Origin of the sequence: Nostoc sp. (assembly GCF_036917195.1) — a bacterium.
In the GTDB taxonomy this organism is placed as follows: Bacteria; Cyanobacteriota; Cyanobacteriia; order Cyanobacteriales; family Nostocaceae; genus Nostoc.
Window position 1 is genome coordinate 1 of the sequence record NZ_JBALDG010000001.1, and the last position, 15,492, is coordinate 15,492.

A 15,492-nucleotide genomic window follows, 5' to 3' on the forward strand; every position below is an offset into this window, starting at 1 on the left:
ATCGCTTAATTTGTGATTTTTCTACTTTTTTGCTTTGGCTGTTCTCAACTCAGCTTCTCTGAGTTATTTTGTGCTTCTTAGTCTAAAGTCCAGTTTCAAAGCGGTTACTATAATCAGCCCAAAAATCTCTGCGTCTACATAGCCGATTTGACTCGAAGTCTTGCAAATCGAGCTTGTTCAATATGAGATTTACTAACTTTTGGAAATCAGTATAATTGATACCTCCAATCCACTCTCGAAGTCTTTGTCTTGCTGGATCTGAAAGTTTATACCAATTTTCACCATTTCTATAGTTCTTTCGCAACCAATCAACCAGTAAATAATGATTGGTTGCTATATTATTGGAAACATTAGTGAGTAAATGATTAACAGCTTTTATTTGCTGACTATTTGACATTTCATCCAAACAAATTAACAGCCATACTGTGAACTACGGCTCGATTAATTTCCTGTCCTGTTTCTTGTAAAACACCTCTTGTATCTGTCTGTAATTGATTGAGAGTGTCTCCCAAATTCTTAGCAAATCCTTTAAGTTCTACCAAAGTTTCTTTTTGAAAGTTCTCAATTGTTAAGATGGAACTTGCCAAATTTTGAGAGATACCACCCAATTCTCTATGCAGTGTTAGCACTGCGGTGGAAGCTTGCTGTGTTAACTCTGCACTTCTATCGAGTCTATCTGCAATCGGTTCAAGTACCTGAATTCGTAGATCCTTGATGAGTTCTTCTAAAACTTTCTGTCCCTGATTTTCTTGGACTTCTCGAAGTTTTTTCTGTTCTTTGAATATTGCTTCCAAGGCTGGGAACATCTGCTGGCCTACGGCTTTACCAATAGCTTGGGCTGATAACTGATTTAAACCTGCAAACTGTTCTGCAATACTCTTACCTACAGCTTCACCAATGCCTTCTGCATTTAGCTGCTTTAGCCCAGTCAAATTTTTTGCTACAAGACTAAGTGCTTCAGCTACTTCACTATTGGCGTTTTCTGCTGTTTTTAAAGTTGTGATCGCCTTCAATTTCCGACGCAAACTATCACGCCGTTTCTGCCGTAGCGAATCACACCCAAACAAAACTAGAGTAAACAAGCTACCAGAACCAAGCCCAATCATGGAAGTGGAGAAAGCTGTTTTCATTCCCACTAGTAGCTCTTTACTGGCAGTCATCAATTCTTGGGTATTTTCTGTAGATAAATTGATTCCTTGAAGTCCCTGCTGTATACCATAAAAGGTTCCTACAAGTTTTTAAATCCCGCGAAGAAATAGATAAGTGCGAATCTTGTCCAAACAATTCACAAGCTACTTTCCAAGCGTGATTAACGGCCACAATCTCTTGAACTAACTTTTCAACAGAGGGATACAACAGTTCCGTAGTTTCATCAGTCAATGCTTTTATCCTACTTACCTGCGCTTTAGTGAGTTTATTGTTCCCAAATATGAAAACTTATTTAACTTTTTTACTAAAGCTATGGTAATAAAATAAATTTATGATGAAAAACCGCTTTCTGAGCATTGACAAATTAAGACTTACGCACGAAACCTGAAATTTAAATTTCCCCAAGCAATCTTTAAAAACGGGATTCGGGTATCTGAGTGCGTAACTCTTGGGAGATTAGGCACTGGAGTTTCATTACCAATGCCAACATACACAAATCTCAATATTTTTATTATTTATATAGAAATATTAATAATCCTTAATAGTTAATACTATTAAGGATTGTTGAGAGGAGCAAAAACTGCTCACAAAGCCGATTGTTCCTTAAAAATCATCGAGAAACTGACTAAGGCGACTGATTACGGGGTCAACCTCTTGAGGAGGGGTAGCAACAGTATAAGAAGTATTATTTACTACTTCTAACTGAGTTGGAGACTGAATGAATGATCGATCATTGACTATGAGCGCCAATTGTGCAACTTGTTGAGAAAGTTGCAGAAGATGATGTTCCATCGCCTCCAAACGATTAGATCCCTTGGCAAAAAAACGTTCCTCAAGTCCAGCCACTTGACGTTGCAGTTCACCGATTTGTTGTTCAATCGGTGTTGTTGCTGCTGTTTGTGGAGCAGGTTGTACAGCCGGTACACATAAAGATTGCCACAAGGCTTCTTTACAGAGGTCACTGAAAGTCTTGTCTGGTTGTTTTTCCAAATAACTTTCTACTTGCGCTAACAAGCTTTCATCAGCAAGCTCTGGGTTGAACGTGACGGATTTAACTACCTTTTTTGACCATTGGAACATCAGCTTTATGCCCTAGCAGCGCGATTGGAGGATAATTGTGCCTCTCCATAAATATACTGCCCCAAAGCATTCGCCTGTCGGGAAGGTGCTGCTAAATGAGCATTAATCTTTGCTTCCTTGAGTAGACGTTGAACGTCGTCCCAGAAGAACTCACCACCCCCGCCAGTGAGAATCACATCGGTGACGCGTTCTGGCAACCAGGCTAGCACACGGCTACAGATTTCGCGTGAAAACATCTCTGTGAGGTTGGGAAGAAAATCGTCTAGGTTGGTGGGCTTGCTAGCACCTTTAGGACGGTAATAGCGTTCACCTCTGGGTTTGTTAACAGTGGAAATCAGCGCTAGAGATTGACTATCTGCTCCCTCGATTTCGGCGGACACCAATTCATAAAACTTATTCATACCGAAGTCTTCGCTCTTAGAAGCACCTCTGGCAAAACGGAAGTTATCTACCATCAAAAGATCGACGGTTTGATGTCCAATATCAACAATCGCTACCGATATTTTTGTAAAATCGGGACTGCCTGGACTTTTCTTCGGTTGAGCTTCAGACCACAGTAGGCTGCCGTAGCCCTCTGGCATTACCCATACCTTACTGACGTTCAGCGACACAGATTCGCCTCGGAAATTCAACACATGAGGACCACCTACTTGGCTAATCAACTGTGCTTTTTCCTTTTCAAATTGCTCTAAGGAAAGAAAAGGTAGACCCAATACGACTGAAATATCATCTCTGAGTTTGAAGTAGCCAGCACTTGCTAACACTTTTACCAGTGCAGCTTCTACCTTAGATTGTCCCACTCCTAAATTCGCCCCAAAATCTGCTGCCAGTTGACCAACAGCATATCCATTTCCTTGATACTCCAGCCACAAATCCATTAAGGGGTCAGTAGCCCTAGCTTCAAAAACACCGCCGCGTACTTGTTCTATTGACATCTGCTTCACGTTGGCAGGTACGAACACCACATTGTTTGGTTCGCGACTCACACAAGTCTTGGTGGAAGTTCTGCCTAAATCAACACTGAGAATGGTTTTCCCAGAACCACCGCCTGCCTTGTTGGGATTGGTAATGGAAGGATTATTAACAGCATTTATGGGAGTCGTCGATGCTAACGGCTGCCTATTCATGGGTATAGCAGCACTATTCATAGGGTTAGCGGCGGAAGGTTGGTCTGTCATGAAAGCTCCTAGTTCAAACTTAACTGTAAAAAGTTGTCATGCTCATCTTACAAAAATGCGAGCAACCATAAATTCTAGGTTGCGTCAAGTGTAGCTAGAAATATGCCAAAAATTAATTCCGGCGATACCTCCGATAAGCTCTGCCAACGCACATCTAGTATTATTTGGCATAGTGTAGGCGAATTTTGGCCAGATGTAACCCCTGCTTTCACTGCTTTCAAACCAAAAGCGTCCGTGTTTCATCTTCTAGTACGTCTTAGCTGGCGCTTGAATATCCAGAAAACAAATGCCAAAACAAAACCCCCAAGTACGATTTTGGATACAGGAGCAAGGTACTTATCCACAAGTTCATACTGACTACCCAACGCGTATCCTGAGTATGTTAGCAAACCCACCCAAGCAGCGCTACCTAAGGTTGTGTAAAACAAAAATGGTAGCAGGGGCATATTGCTGATACCTGCGGGAACAGAAATCAAGGTGCGGATTCCCGGTACAAGACGACCAATTAATACTGCTTTTCTACCTTGTCGGTCAAACCACTCTTTGGCCTTGGTGATATCTTTACTAGATGTAGCTAGCCATTTACCATACTGATCAGCCCAAGCTTTCAAACGGGTTTCGCCAAAAAGCTTACCCGGATAATACCAAATAAGTGCGCCCAATACAGAACCCAAAAGTCCTGCAAAAAATACACCAATGATATTCAGCTTTGCCCCTTCTGGTTGATATGGACTTGCTGTAAATCCAGCCAGTGGCATGATCAATTCTGAAGGAATGGGGGGAAAAAGGTTCTCTAGAAACATTAGTAGGGCAATTCCCCAATAGCCAAAATAGTTGATAGTATTAGTTATCCATTCAAGCATTGAGTCAATTCCTGAAATTGCTGCACTGCTCTAGCCTTTAAAATTGAGCGAGAAATCGCTCACAAGGAACCTCACAAAATTAATGAAACGAACCACTAGGTTTTGTTTTCTAATTTTTTAGATCCCCCTTTGTCAGTTTTTTAAAAGGACTAGGGAGGATCTAAAGATTTGATAGCAAGTTAAAAAACATACTTTAGGGTTTTCTTCTCAGGTTGGGGGTGTAGTGGAGATGAGGCAGAAAAAAAAAGACAAGGGAGAAAATTTTACCTTGTCCCCCTCATCCCCCTCTGCCCCTCTTCTTGTTCTAGGCTGTCGGGGTCAACGATTGTACTCTTGGTTCCGATTGCCAGTCTAATGGATTCCAAACTCGATCTTCCAGCGCCATCTGCTCAATCAAACTTGCCAGTCTCAGGGCTTTGAGAGCTTGTTCACCACCTACTGAGGGTTGATTGCCACCATGTACACAGTTGACAAAATGTTCTAATTCTGCACTTAAGGGTTGAATATTGCTGGTGTAGACTTTTTCAATTACACCATCTTGCCTATAAAGTACTTGTCGGTGGTCGGTGAGAGAATTGGCACTAGTTTGTCGGTGAATCAAAATTTCATTCTTGAGAAAATCTGCCTCAGTAAATGAATTTTTGCAATGGGCGACAATCCGGCGAATTTTTCGGTGAGTGACTTTACTAGCAGTCAGAGTAGCAACAATACCATTGGCAAACCCCAAGGTGGCAGTTACGTAATCTAAATAACCAGAGTCTAGGGCACGAGTACCGCTAGCAGTCAATTTCGTTACTGGGGAAGCAGCTAATTCCAAAAGTAGGTCGATGTCATGGATCATTAAATCCAGCACAACCGAAACATCGTTTGCCCGATCTGAGTAAGGACTCATCCTGTGGGCTTCTAGCGCCAGCAATGCCTCAGTTTTCAGCACTTGGCTCAATTCTTTAAAAGCTGGGTTAAAACGCTCAATATGACCTACTTGCAGGATACACCCAGACTCAGCTGCGGCATTTACTAAAGACTCTGCCTCAGAAATACTGGCTGCGATCGGTTTTTCAATCAAAACATGAATTCCCGCTAACAGACAGTTGATGCCCACGGCATAGTGCAGACGGGTGGGAACAGCTACACAAACTGCTTCCACGAGGGGTAGCAGGTCACAGTAATCTTCAAAAAAACGCACCTTGTAGTTACTGGCAGTTTCTAACCCTCGCTCAACGTTAATATCTGCCACTCCGACTAGTTCAACATCTTTCATTGAACTCAGCACGCGAGCATGGTGTTGTCCCATGTTACCCACTCCAATCACGCCTATGCGGATCGGTCGTGGCTGGTTGCGCTGTGTATATGGATTCGGTTCTGCCACTGACATGCTATCTTGCACTATTATTATCTCCTCAACCACCAAATATAGAGACGCTACGGCCGTTGGCGTTTATACTCGAAAGCCAGTTACGATCCGTCTAAAACCATCCAGATGGTAACATAGAGCCTATGTTTATGAAGAATTTCAAAGTTTGTGATCGGTTCCCGTAATCCAGATATCTTTTGTATAGATAGTTCGGGTTTACTTTGTATTTTGCACTTTCGACAAAAAATATATGTCTTTTTATTAACTTTAAAAAATTCAATCAGACCGAAGTCTAAATTCTCCTTGACATTGCTTTTTGGCATTTTGTTAAGGTGTAATTTGGCGATTTGAAATCCAAAATTTGCAACCGAGATGAAAGCTGTAATTTTGTTATCTGGGGGATTGGACTCTTCCACAATTTTGTACAAAGCTAAGGCTGATGGCTGTGAATGTCATGCCATTTCCTTTGATTACCAGCAGCGACACCGACGAGAGTTACAGTCAGCCTTTTTTGTTGCTCAAAAAGCTGGGATCGTGAAACATCAGGTGGTTAATTTTGACTTACGACAATGGGGCGGTTCAGCACTTACGGACGACGCCATTGATTTACCCCAGGAACGTTCCCTGGATGAAATGTCTCAAAATATTCCTGTCACTTATGTTCCGGCTCGTAATACCATATTCTTAAGCTTTGCTCTTGGTTACGCTGAAGCGATCGCAGCACAACGTGTCTATATCGGCGTCAACGCCTTAGATTACTCAGGATATCCTGACTGTCGCCCCGACTATATCCAAGCAATGCAAGAAGTTTTTCGCCTGGGAACCAAACAAGGGCGTGAAGGACGACCAATTAATATTGTTGCACCCCTAGTCAACTTGAAAAAAACCGAAATCATCCAATTGGGGAACCAATTGGGAGTTCCTTGGGAACTAACTTGGTCTTGCTATGCCGGCGGAGATGTCGCCTGTGGTGTGTGTGATTCTTGTCGCTTGCGGCTAGCAGCTTTTGCCGAATTGGGACTCGTTGATCCACTGGTGTATGCTTCTTGAGTTAGGAGTGAAGAGTTTTAATTCATAACTCCTAACTCTCAACTCCTAACTCTTCTAACCGTTGCAGTTGAATTTGATGAAGGCGTGGACCAACAATTGACACCACGGTGAATTCGAGATTTTGATAACAAAAGGTTTCGCCTTTGGCAGGAATTTTTTGTAACTGATACAGCAAAAAGCCCCCTAGTGTTTGGTATTCTCTTGTCAAGGGCAAATTGAGATGCAAAACCTCGTTGAGGTCTTCGAGGTTGATTTGTGCCTGCACTAAAAATTTCTGCTCATCTAACATCTGAATCAGTAAGTCGTCGCTGCTTTCAGGTTCGCTGGCGTCGCCAATGATTTCGGCAATGACATCTTTGATTGTCACTAGTCCCACAGTAGAGCCAAATTCATTCACTACCATGACCATAGCTGGTTTCTCTTGCTGCATCAGTGGCAAAAGTTCACTCAAGGGCGTGTGTTCTGGAACAAACCGGGCGGGACGCATCCAAGGTTGGATCTGTGTCTCTAAACTGAGCTTTCCTACAGCCAAAGGTTGTGCCAAGTCTTTAAAATAAATAATGCCGCGAACATTGTCCAAAGATTCACCAATCACCGGATAGCGAGAGTAACCAGTAGAAGCCATTTCTCTGAGTAATGTCTGGAAGGTAGCATCTTTTGGTAGCGCGATGATACTGGTGCGGGGGATCATCACATCTTGGGCCATTACATCTCCAAACTCAAAGACATTATTGAGCAGTTCTCGCTCCGCACGCTGTAAACCAGTAGACCCCCATTCTGTAGAGATAATCAGTTGCAATTCTTCCGGAGTTACAGGGGGTCTCCAGCCTTGACCTGTGTATTGGATGCCAAAAATCCGCAAAAAGCAACGAGTTGATTGATTAAGAATCCAGATGAAGGGGCCAAAAAAACGCACGATCGCTTTTACCGAAGGTCCTAAAAACCTAGCTAGCTGTTCTGAGTACAGCATGGCTAAGGATTTGGGACATAGTTCTCCGATCACAATTTGCAAATAGGCAATCAAGAAAAAGGCAATGGGAATTGATAGAGAATGCGCCAGCAAGGTAGTGATGTTACTTGGTAAAGGCCAGGATTTTAACCATGCATTCACTAGCACGACAATCGTACTTTCGCCAATCCATCCCAGTGCCAAACTAGAAAGGGTAATACCTAACTGGGTGGTAGATAGTAGTCGGTCAATACTACGTTGTAGCATCTCGACAGCGATCGCTGGAATATCCCCAGCCTTAACTAGCTGGTGAATACGCGATCGCCGCACACTTACCATCGAAAATTCCGCCGTCACAAAAAAGGCATTTATGGCAATCAGTAGTAGCACTGACAATAACCGCAGCGCCACGTCTGTCCAAATTAAATTAGGAAAACCACTCACTGCCAAAGCTCGTGTAAAACTCACGCCCTCCATTTTTGGATTTTGGATTTTGGATTTTGCGGAAAGTCTGAGCGCCGATTTCGGGCGATCAAAACTTTCCAAGACGGATTTTGGATTAAGTTTTGGGGATTAGGGATTAGGCAAATTGTCTAGTACCATGTGCCCAATCTCAAATCTCAAATCTCAAATCTGAAATTGTCTCTCCTACCTTTCTACAGGAATATTCGATGCTTCTAGCTTCAATTTTTGAGCGGGATAATCAGTCAGAGCGAGTGATATCTTCTTGACATCATCAAGTAAAGCTGTAGGAATACTCACTGTACCGGAAAATGTTGGTCCATTTGCAGGCAATTCTGTTGGTAAACCCTCTGTACTAGCACTCAGGGTTCGTCCTTTATCATCGGTAACATCTAAAAAACTATACAGGAAGCGCACAGAATCCTTACCTTTGTTCTGCATTTTCACTTTCAATAGCAAATCACCACCAGAGTAGCGGACAGATTGCACAGCCATAGTTACACCTTCGCTCTGGGCAGTAACTGGAAAACCTGGCTGGGGTTTTTCTTCAACTACTTGTGGGGGTTTTTCCTCTGGCTTCTGCTTGCTGCTATTGGTTTCTTCATCATCTTCCTCTAGCTTTTCCGATTTAGCAGCCTTGGTTTTACCGTCAATTCGCGCCTTGACAATTTTCAGGATTTCTTCCTCTTTTAATAGCACTAGCCCTCCCTGTTGGGAGCTATTTGTCTTATTGCTGGCAAATTTGGTTGTGGGACGCCCATCTGGTGTGGTAACGCCTTTAAGTGCTGAACTCCCCAGTTCAAACCCCAAAAAAGCGCTTACAGAACCTGCTCCCATCATCAGGATTAACAAAATCAAAGTAAGAAGTACAGTAGAATTTATCTTCATCGCTGACAAGCTATCACAAAAGAATGCTGGTCTATTTAAGGATAGTGAAGCTTTTGACCTCAATCCTTAAAGGAACTTAATCAATATTAGTTTGCACTATTTGATGATCAAATTATGTAGTATAAAAATCTGGTAAACTATTGTTGAGTATTCACAGGTGGTAATTTTGTGCTATAATTATACAATTGACTAAACTCAATGTATGAGGAATTTTCCTCACTCTAATTAGCAAATAAGGTTGACCTAAGAGTTGAAGTAATTGACTCACAGGAAGCCGAAACCCAAGGAAACACGCGCCTTTGGCCGATTGGGGAGGCAGCGAACTCATAATTCGCCTTCAGGCTGGTTCGATTCCAGCAGGGCGCACTGAATCAATAAAAAGCAATAATATGTTGTATTATCAGATACTCAATGATCATTGGGAGATCAATAATACTACATTATCTTGAGCATTGACATCCTGGTTCAACTCCTCCAGTCAGGATTTAATGAGTGCTGAGTCATGAGTTATGAGTTATGAGTTTTAATTAACTCCTCACTTTTTCCCATCCTTAAAACTTTAGGCTAACCTCACTTTTAATTTTTAACTCTCCTCTCAGCACTCAGCACTGTTACCGAGATGGTAAAGTTTCAAACCGGAATTCAGTTCCTAGTTTGAGTTTGTTGCTATTCAAACGAGGAGACATCATCAGCGACGTGTCATAAGGATTCGGTAAATCAAGAGTACGAATATAAGGATCGTTGCCAACTTGCTGAGTTAGGACATCATGATATAAAGTGTTAACCAACTCAGCATCGTGGGCAATTTCATTTTCTGGGAAGGAACCACCGAAACTAGAACCAGATCCTAAAAATGAGTCTAGCTGACGCTTGAGGCTGCCATTTTCGTAGAAATTGCGATCGTGACGAAAAAAAGCTCTTTCAAATACATCATTGGTAGTTTGATAATTGGGTGTTGCGGTTTGGGCAGATGCAACAGAGGGAAAAGCAATACAAGCAGCAAGCAGCACCAATAAACCACTAAAGGTTTTTAATTTTATAGGCACGTTTCTGACTCCTCAATTTTTGTTTTGGGCGAATCTTAATTTATGCTTAAGTTCAGAACTCTGATGAGTTCAACCTTTGGTGTAGCACAACTTTTAATGTTTTGTAATGACGTATCCTACTGAAACTCTTACCCACTCAAATATTTGGGCAACCACTGCTGATTTGACCACATTGCGTCACAAGCTACTAGATTTATTTTGCCAACTTGCTTATCAAGAGGGTGATTTTCTCCTCTCTTCTGGGCTACGTAGTTCTTATTACGTCAACAAGACACAGGTAACACTCCATCCTCAAGGCGCTTTGGCGGTCGGACGCTTGCTGTTTCCTTTGTTACCTGTAGATACACAGGCTGTAGGTGGTTTAACATTGGGGGCTGACCCAATTGTGACAGCAGTGAGTGTAGTTTCTGTTTATGAAAACCGACCGATACCAGCGTTGATTATTCGCAAGGAAGCCAAGGGTTATGGGACAAGAGCTTATATAGAAGGCCCCAGTTTACCAGAAGGTGCAAAAGTAGTAGTCTTGGAAGATGTGGTAACAACTGGGCAATCTGCTCTGAAAGCGGTTGAGCGTCTTAAAGATGCAGGTTATATTGTAAATCAAGTAATTTCACTGGTAGATCGACAACAGGGAGGAGGTGAGTTGTACCAGTCAGCTGGGTTGAAGTTTGAAACTTTGTTTTCGATTCAGGAAATTCAGGAACGCTACCAACAACTTGCGAATTCATGAACAATAGGACTTCTACTAATTTGTAATTCGTAATTAAGAATTACAAATTAGTAAAAGTCCTTAATATGAAACAATCGGTGTCGGCTAATACCAAGCTTTTTGTGGAGTGCTGGATTAATCAGTGTAGCGATGGTTTCTACTTCATTAAGTTTACCGTTTTCGGTATATTCCTCACTCAACAAAATACTTCTTCTCCGGTAAAAAATATTTCCCTATATCCTGGCTGCGATCGCTTGCCTCAGTCAAGCTTTAATAGGATACTTATTGGCTTACTTAGTTAAGTTGTGATTGTAACTTTGGTAATTTTTGTCTAATCACACGGAAATAATTTCTTTTAGCTTCGTTTAAGGATGTGATCACAACCTCTTACTCTTAGAGGAGGGTAAGCGCATTTAAATTAAACTTGACAAAAAACATCGTTTATACATAAATGAAAAAATCATTATTTATCGTCACAAACGATAAATAATGACTCGACATTTGTTCAGGCCAGCAGCGGGATTTGAACTCGCGACCTTCCGATTACAAGTCGGATGCACTACCACTGTGCTATGCTGGCGGGTTTAGCGATCGCTCTCAAATAGCAACCACAATTTCTAATTGTACCATAATCAACTTATTTGTCTAGCTATAATTCCTAAAAAATATCTCTTTCTTCCTAAATTAGGCTAAAAGACCAGAGATTTTGGGAATATCACTGCTTTTGTGCCCCCTAGATGGTTTAAGCTGCGTAGCAATTGTAATCAAACAGAAAAAAATCAGTGATCAGAATCACTGATAAAGTTGATAAATTAATATTCTTATACCAATTCGCTATGAAGATGCACTTAATTATTAAACGAACCGCCCTACCCTGCGGGAACGCCTTGGGCGAACGGGTGACGCTCGTTGCGCGGCATCGTCTCCCCTTGGGAGAAGACTCGCTCTTTGTGGCGCTAACACCAGTCGCCTACGGCGGGAAACCCGCACTAGAGCGCTGGTTCACGCCTTGTACGCCTTGTACGCCGCCTTAACAGAAGGAGTAATCATTAAGTGCAAGCTCACGGAGAATTGATATTAGCAAAAGCTAACTCAAATTCTGGGCTGGACGCAAAAATATCTGGTACAGTTTTAAAACTGTATTTTTTTGATCCGGCTGGTAAAGCAACAGAAATATATAATTGTTCTTTACACATCGGAAGCATGGCAGCGTTGATCGGACGAGATTTATTAAGTCTGGCGGACATCAGTCCTACAGAACTTCAAGAACTTCTGCAATTGGCAACTCAACTTAAATCACAACAGCTGAAGTTGCAGTGTAATAAAGTTTTGGGGTTGTTGTTCTCCAAAGCCTCAACTCGCACGCGGGTAAGTTTTACTGTGGCGATGTACCAACTGGGTGGACAGGTAATCGATCTCAACCCCAATGTCACTCAAGTTAGTCGTGGGGAACCTTTGCAGGATACGGCGCGGGTGTTAGATCGATATTTGGATATTTTGGCAATTCGCACTTTTGCACAGCAGGAATTGGAAACTTTTGCTCACTATGCCAAGATTCCGGTAATTAATGCGCTTACCGATGCAGAACATCCTTGTCAGGTATTAGCGGATTTATTGACGATTCAAGAAGGCTTTGGCACCCTTGCCGGGTTAACTTTAACTTACGTGGGTGATGGAAATAATGTGGCTAATTCTCTGATGTTGGGCTGTGCTTTGGTGGGGATGAATGTTAGAATTGCCACCCCTAGCGGATATGAGCCAGATTCTAGGATTGTAGAACAAGCAAGAGCGATCGCTAATCACAAAACTGAAGTCCTCCTCACTCATGATCCAGAATTAGCCGCTAAGGGAGCTGCTGTACTTTATACTGATGTTTGGGCGAGTATGGGGCAAGAAGCAGAAGCAGGCGATCGTCTGCCTATTTTCCAGCCTTACCAAATTTCAGAGCAGCTATTGAGCCTTGCTGATTCAGAAGCAATTGTTTTACACTGCTTACCAGCCCATCGTGGTGAAGAAATTACCGGATCTGTTATTGAAGGTTCCCAATCACGAGTTTGGGAACAGGCAGAAAATCGCCTCCACGCCCAAAAAGCTTTACTTGCCAGTATCTTAGGGGCAGAATGAAAAAAGACGCGATTAATCGCGTCTGTACAGGAGTTAGGAGTCAGAATAGCTAGTGTGCGATTGGCTCCTGACTACTATCTTGGTAAAAAATCCAAAATAAATGGGTAAAAGAAAAGAGAATATTGTTTCTTTTGCCTTTCATATTTTTACTTTTCTCTTGTTATGGGGAGTTTTTTGTAGTACTAATGTTCTAGAGACATTTATAATTACTTCCCGCAAATTTATGGAACGTCTAACGGAAGCTCAACAAGAACTTTACGAATGGTTGGCAGAATACATCCGATCGCACCAGCATTCGCCTTCAATTCGGCAAATGATGCAAGGGATGAACTTGAAGTCACCAGCACCAATTCAAAGTCGCTTGGAACATTTACGTACTAAAGGATATATAGAATGGACTGAAGGCCAAGCGCGAACGATTCGGATTTTGCGTCCTGTAAAGCAAGGTGTACCAATTTTGGGGACGATCGCTGCTGGTGGTTTAATAGAACCATTTACTGATGCTATAGATCATCTAGACTTTTCTAATTTATCATTACCTCCCCAAACCTACGCTTTGCGGGTAGCTGGCGATAGCATGATTGAAGATTTAATTGCTGATGGCGATGTGGTATTCCTGCGTCCAGTAGCAGAACCAAATCATTTGAAAAATGGCACCATCGTCGCCGCCAGAGTTGATGGATTCGGTACCACTTTAAAACGTTTTTATCGCCAAGGCGATCACGTTACCCTCAAACCAGCAAATCCTAAGTACAATCCCATTGAAGTCAGTGCTATACAAGTGCAGGTGCAAGGTTCTCTCATTGGTGTTTGGCGCGGTTACAACTGAGTAATAAGAAAGTGATCAGTTATGAGTTTTAAATTACTAACTCCCAACTCCTAACTCCTAACTTATTACTTAGGTTCATCACCACGTTTGTGCTTAACATATGTACCTGACGCAAAATCCAGTGCAGCAACTGCCCACTTTCCGCGAAAGTGACCACGGGGATACTCCCCGTGGCGCATTTCGATTAAAATTACCATTTGCAAGGGAAAGTAAGGGCAGTTATCACACTTCGCAACCATTACCAGGATGCCCAAAAATGCCTCCATCTCTGCAATTGCGGGAATATCAGCGACAAGCGATCGCTAGCTGGTTTACCAACAATGGCAGAGGGACGTTGAAAATGGCTACTGGTAGTGGTAAAACGATTACTGCACTAGCGATCGCTTGTGAATTATATCAGCAGATTAATTTACAAGTGTTGTTGGTGGTATGTCCCTATCGCCATCTCGTCACCCAATGGGCGCGAGAATGTGAAAAATTTAATTTGCAACCCATTTTAGCTTTTGAGAATTTACGCACTTGGCAAAGTCAACTTTCCACGCAAATTTATAATCTGCGTTCTGGTTCTCAACGGTTTGTGACTGTGATTACTACGAACTCCACATTAATTGGAGATGGATTTGGGTCTCAACTCAAATATTTTCCCGCCAAAACTTTAATTATTGGGGATGAGGCGCATAATTTAGGCGCACCCAAGTTAGAAGAAAGTTTACCGCGTCGCGTTGGGTTGAGACTGGCTTTATCTGCCACACCGGAGAGGTATTTTGATGATTTTGGTACGCAATCTATATTTGATTATTTTGGCCCAGTTCTCCAGCCAGAGTTTACTTTGAGGGATGCGATCGCTCAAGGTGCTTTGGTACATTATCTGTATTATCCGGTGCTAGTGGAATTAACTGAAGCAGAAAGCATTGCTTATCTAAAGTTAACTAAAAGAATTGGGCGATCGCTGCTTTATCGGGATCGAGAAAATGGCGAATCGGGATTTGAAGACAATGAAGATTTAAAGCCGTTGTTGATGCAAAGAGCAAGATTAATTGGTGCAGCAGAAAATAAATTAACCGCCTTACATGAATTAATGGCAACTCGCCGCGAAACTACTCACACTCTTTTTTATTGTAGCGATGGTTCACAAGATGCGGGACAACGTTCATCCCTACGTCAAGTTAAAGCTGTGGCTAAAATTTTGGGAGTGGATTTAGGGTACAAGGTAAGTACTTATACGGCTCAAACAACTTTACAAGAAAGGGAAACATTGCGCCATCAATTTGAAAGTGGCGAGTTGCAGGGTTTAGTCGCAATTCGTTGTTTAGATGAAGGTGTTGATATTCCGGCAATTAAAACTGCGGTGATTTTATCAAGTTCTGGTAATCCCCGCCAGTTTATCCAGCGACGGGGGCGAGTTTTACGTCCTCATCCGGCTAAAGAACGCGCGACAATATTTGACATGATTGTTTTACCACCAGATTTAGATAGAGAAACGATAGAAGTTGAGCGCAATCTGTTGAAAAAGGAATTACGTCGGTTTGTAGAATTTGCTGATTTGGCTGATAATGCTGGTGAAGCAAGAATGAAGTTACTTGATTTACAGAAGCGATATGGGTTATTAGATATTTGATGATCAACCAGAGAATAGTTGTCTTCTTTTGTAAAATTTTTCGAGTTTTGAAAAAAGAAGCATTAAGTATGAAATAATAAAATTATGAATTTGATTATAATCGGATGTAAGTAAAAATTTTAAAGTTATTTACATCCCATTATTATAAAAATTATTAACATTGATAATAACAGAAAACAATTAAATAATAAAG

The 15,492-nt window shown here is 41.9% G+C and carries 16 protein-coding genes and 2 tRNA genes; 8 read left to right on the plus strand and 10 right to left on the minus strand.

The genetic code is table 11. The annotated features are described in order from the left end of the window. Window positions 1-82: 82 nt before the first annotated feature. From V7K40_RS00005 to V7K40_RS00030, 6 genes are all read right to left on the minus strand, one after another. Window positions 83-397 carry an EH signature domain-containing protein gene (locus tag V7K40_RS00005; RefSeq protein WP_334955793.1) on the minus strand — a complete coding sequence of 105 codons (315 nt, stop codon included), beginning with the start codon at window positions 395-397 and terminating at the stop codon, window positions 83-85. Window position 398: 1 nt separating this feature from the next. Further along, window positions 399-1,160 carry a hypothetical protein gene (locus tag V7K40_RS00010; RefSeq protein ID WP_334955794.1) on the minus strand — a complete coding sequence of 254 codons (762 nt, stop codon included), beginning with the start codon at window positions 1,158-1,160 and terminating at the stop codon, window positions 399-401. A 592-nt stretch (window positions 1,161-1,752) separates the two neighbouring features. Next, window positions 1,753-2,229 carry a plasmid segregation centromere-binding protein ParR gene (locus V7K40_RS00015; protein WP_334734160.1) on the minus strand — a complete coding sequence of 159 codons (477 nt, stop codon included), beginning with the start codon at window positions 2,227-2,229 and terminating at the stop codon, window positions 1,753-1,755. Between the two features lie 5 nt (window positions 2,230-2,234). Beyond that, window positions 2,235-3,407 carry a ParM/StbA family protein gene (locus tag V7K40_RS00020; protein ID WP_334955795.1) on the minus strand — a complete coding sequence of 391 codons (1,173 nt, stop codon included), beginning with the start codon at window positions 3,405-3,407 and terminating at the stop codon, window positions 2,235-2,237. A gap of 239 nt (window positions 3,408-3,646) precedes the next feature. After that, window positions 3,647-4,270: a DedA family protein gene (locus tag V7K40_RS00025; protein ID WP_334955796.1), complete on the minus strand. Its 624-nt coding sequence runs from the start codon at window positions 4,268-4,270 to the stop codon at window positions 3,647-3,649. Window positions 4,271-4,574: 304 nt separating this feature from the next. Then, window positions 4,575-5,657 carry a Gfo/Idh/MocA family oxidoreductase gene (locus V7K40_RS00030; protein WP_334722757.1) on the minus strand — a complete coding sequence of 361 codons (1,083 nt, stop codon included), beginning with the start codon at window positions 5,655-5,657 and terminating at the stop codon, window positions 4,575-4,577. Window positions 5,658-5,996: 339 nt separating this feature from the next. On the opposite strand from V7K40_RS00030, the gene queC reads away from it, so the two are divergent. Next, entirely contained in the window at window positions 5,997-6,674 is a 678-nt protein-coding gene (queC, locus tag V7K40_RS00035; protein ID WP_334955797.1) for a 7-cyano-7-deazaguanine synthase QueC, read from the plus strand. Between the two features lie 31 nt (window positions 6,675-6,705). Here the strand turns inward: queC and V7K40_RS00040 are convergent, their stop codons facing one another. Continuing rightward, the gene (locus V7K40_RS00040) at window positions 6,706-8,100 is read right to left on the minus strand and encodes a hemolysin family protein (RefSeq protein WP_334955798.1); all 1,395 of its coding nucleotides are present in this window, start codon (window positions 8,098-8,100) and stop codon (window positions 6,706-6,708) included. A 171-nt stretch (window positions 8,101-8,271) separates the two neighbouring features. Next, complete coding sequence (locus V7K40_RS00045) at window positions 8,272-8,973, minus strand: hypothetical protein (RefSeq protein WP_298919563.1); 702 nt, start codon at window positions 8,971-8,973, stop codon at window positions 8,272-8,274. A 293-nt stretch (window positions 8,974-9,266) separates the two neighbouring features. On the opposite strand from V7K40_RS00045, the gene V7K40_RS00050 reads away from it, so the two are divergent. Next, a tRNA-Ile gene (locus V7K40_RS00050) sits at window positions 9,267-9,339 on the plus strand. Window positions 9,340-9,584: 245 nt separating this feature from the next. Here the strand turns inward: V7K40_RS00050 and V7K40_RS00055 are convergent. Beyond that, window positions 9,585-10,019 (minus strand): hypothetical protein, encoded by a 435-nt coding sequence (locus tag V7K40_RS00055; RefSeq protein WP_334955799.1) that lies wholly within the window; start codon window positions 10,017-10,019, stop codon window positions 9,585-9,587. Window positions 10,020-10,125: 106 nt separating this feature from the next. Between V7K40_RS00055 and pyrE the strand changes: the two genes are divergently transcribed. Next, window positions 10,126-10,749 (plus strand): orotate phosphoribosyltransferase, encoded by a 624-nt coding sequence (pyrE, locus tag V7K40_RS00060; RefSeq protein ID WP_334955800.1) that lies wholly within the window; start codon window positions 10,126-10,128, stop codon window positions 10,747-10,749. A 65-nt stretch (window positions 10,750-10,814) separates the two neighbouring features. Then, window positions 10,815-11,030 (plus strand): hypothetical protein, encoded by a 216-nt coding sequence (locus V7K40_RS00065; RefSeq protein WP_334955801.1) that lies wholly within the window; start codon window positions 10,815-10,817, stop codon window positions 11,028-11,030. 206 nt (window positions 11,031-11,236) lie between these two features. Here the strand turns inward: V7K40_RS00065 and V7K40_RS00070 are convergent. Next, window positions 11,237-11,308, minus strand: a tRNA-Thr gene (locus V7K40_RS00070). Window positions 11,309-11,564: 256 nt separating this feature from the next. Here V7K40_RS00070 and V7K40_RS00075 point away from each other — a divergent pair. The 4 genes from V7K40_RS00075 to V7K40_RS00090 all read left to right on the plus strand — a co-directional run bounded on the left by V7K40_RS00075 (window position 11,565) and on the right by V7K40_RS00090 (window position 15,299). Further along, entirely contained in the window at window positions 11,565-11,762 is a 198-nt protein-coding gene (locus V7K40_RS00075) for a hypothetical protein (RefSeq protein ID WP_334955802.1), read from the plus strand. Between the two features lie 169 nt (window positions 11,763-11,931). Then, window positions 11,932-12,852: an ornithine carbamoyltransferase gene (argF, locus tag V7K40_RS00080; protein WP_334955861.1), complete on the plus strand. Its 921-nt coding sequence runs from the start codon at window positions 11,932-11,934 to the stop codon at window positions 12,850-12,852. A gap of 223 nt (window positions 12,853-13,075) precedes the next feature. Then, window positions 13,076-13,681 carry a transcriptional repressor LexA gene (gene lexA / locus V7K40_RS00085; RefSeq protein ID WP_334955803.1) on the plus strand — a complete coding sequence of 202 codons (606 nt, stop codon included), beginning with the start codon at window positions 13,076-13,078 and terminating at the stop codon, window positions 13,679-13,681. Between the two features lie 100 nt (window positions 13,682-13,781). Next, entirely contained in the window at window positions 13,782-15,299 is a 1,518-nt protein-coding gene (locus V7K40_RS00090) for a DNA phosphorothioation system restriction enzyme (RefSeq protein WP_334955804.1), read from the plus strand. The last annotated feature ends 193 nt before the right edge of the window (window positions 15,300-15,492 follow it).

Excerpts from the sequence above, each read along its gene's own strand:
- V7K40_RS00005 (WP_334955793.1), bottom strand. The coding sequence starts at position 397 with ATGTCAAATAGTCAGCAAATAAAAGCTGTTAATCATTTACTCACTAAT.
- V7K40_RS00010 (WP_334955794.1), bottom strand. The coding sequence starts at position 1,160 with ATGACTGCCAGTAAAGAGCTACTAGTGGGAATGAAAACAGCTTTCTCC.
- V7K40_RS00015 (WP_334734160.1), bottom strand. The coding sequence starts at position 2,229 with ATGTTCCAATGGTCAAAAAAGGTAGTTAAATCCGTCACGTTCAACCCA.
- V7K40_RS00020 (WP_334955795.1), bottom strand. The coding sequence starts at position 3,407 with ATGACAGACCAACCTTCCGCCGCTAACCCTATGAATAGTGCTGCTATA.
- V7K40_RS00025 (WP_334955796.1), bottom strand. The coding sequence starts at position 4,270 with ATGCTTGAATGGATAACTAATACTATCAACTATTTTGGCTATTGGGGA.
- queC (WP_334955797.1), top strand. The coding sequence starts at position 5,997 with ATGAAAGCTGTAATTTTGTTATCTGGGGGATTGGACTCTTCCACAATT.
- V7K40_RS00040 (WP_334955798.1), bottom strand. The coding sequence starts at position 8,100 with ATGGAGGGCGTGAGTTTTACACGAGCTTTGGCAGTGAGTGGTTTTCCT.
- V7K40_RS00045 (WP_298919563.1), bottom strand. The coding sequence starts at position 8,973 with ATGAAGATAAATTCTACTGTACTTCTTACTTTGATTTTGTTAATCCTG.
- pyrE (WP_334955800.1), top strand. The coding sequence starts at position 10,126 with ATGACGTATCCTACTGAAACTCTTACCCACTCAAATATTTGGGCAACC.
- V7K40_RS00065 (WP_334955801.1), top strand. The coding sequence starts at position 10,815 with ATGAAACAATCGGTGTCGGCTAATACCAAGCTTTTTGTGGAGTGCTGG.
- V7K40_RS00075 (WP_334955802.1), top strand. The coding sequence starts at position 11,565 with ATGAAGATGCACTTAATTATTAAACGAACCGCCCTACCCTGCGGGAAC.
- argF (WP_334955861.1), top strand. The coding sequence starts at position 11,932 with ATGGCAGCGTTGATCGGACGAGATTTATTAAGTCTGGCGGACATCAGT.
- lexA (WP_334955803.1), top strand. The coding sequence starts at position 13,076 with ATGGAACGTCTAACGGAAGCTCAACAAGAACTTTACGAATGGTTGGCA.
- V7K40_RS00090 (WP_334955804.1), top strand. The coding sequence starts at position 13,782 with ATGTACCTGACGCAAAATCCAGTGCAGCAACTGCCCACTTTCCGCGAA.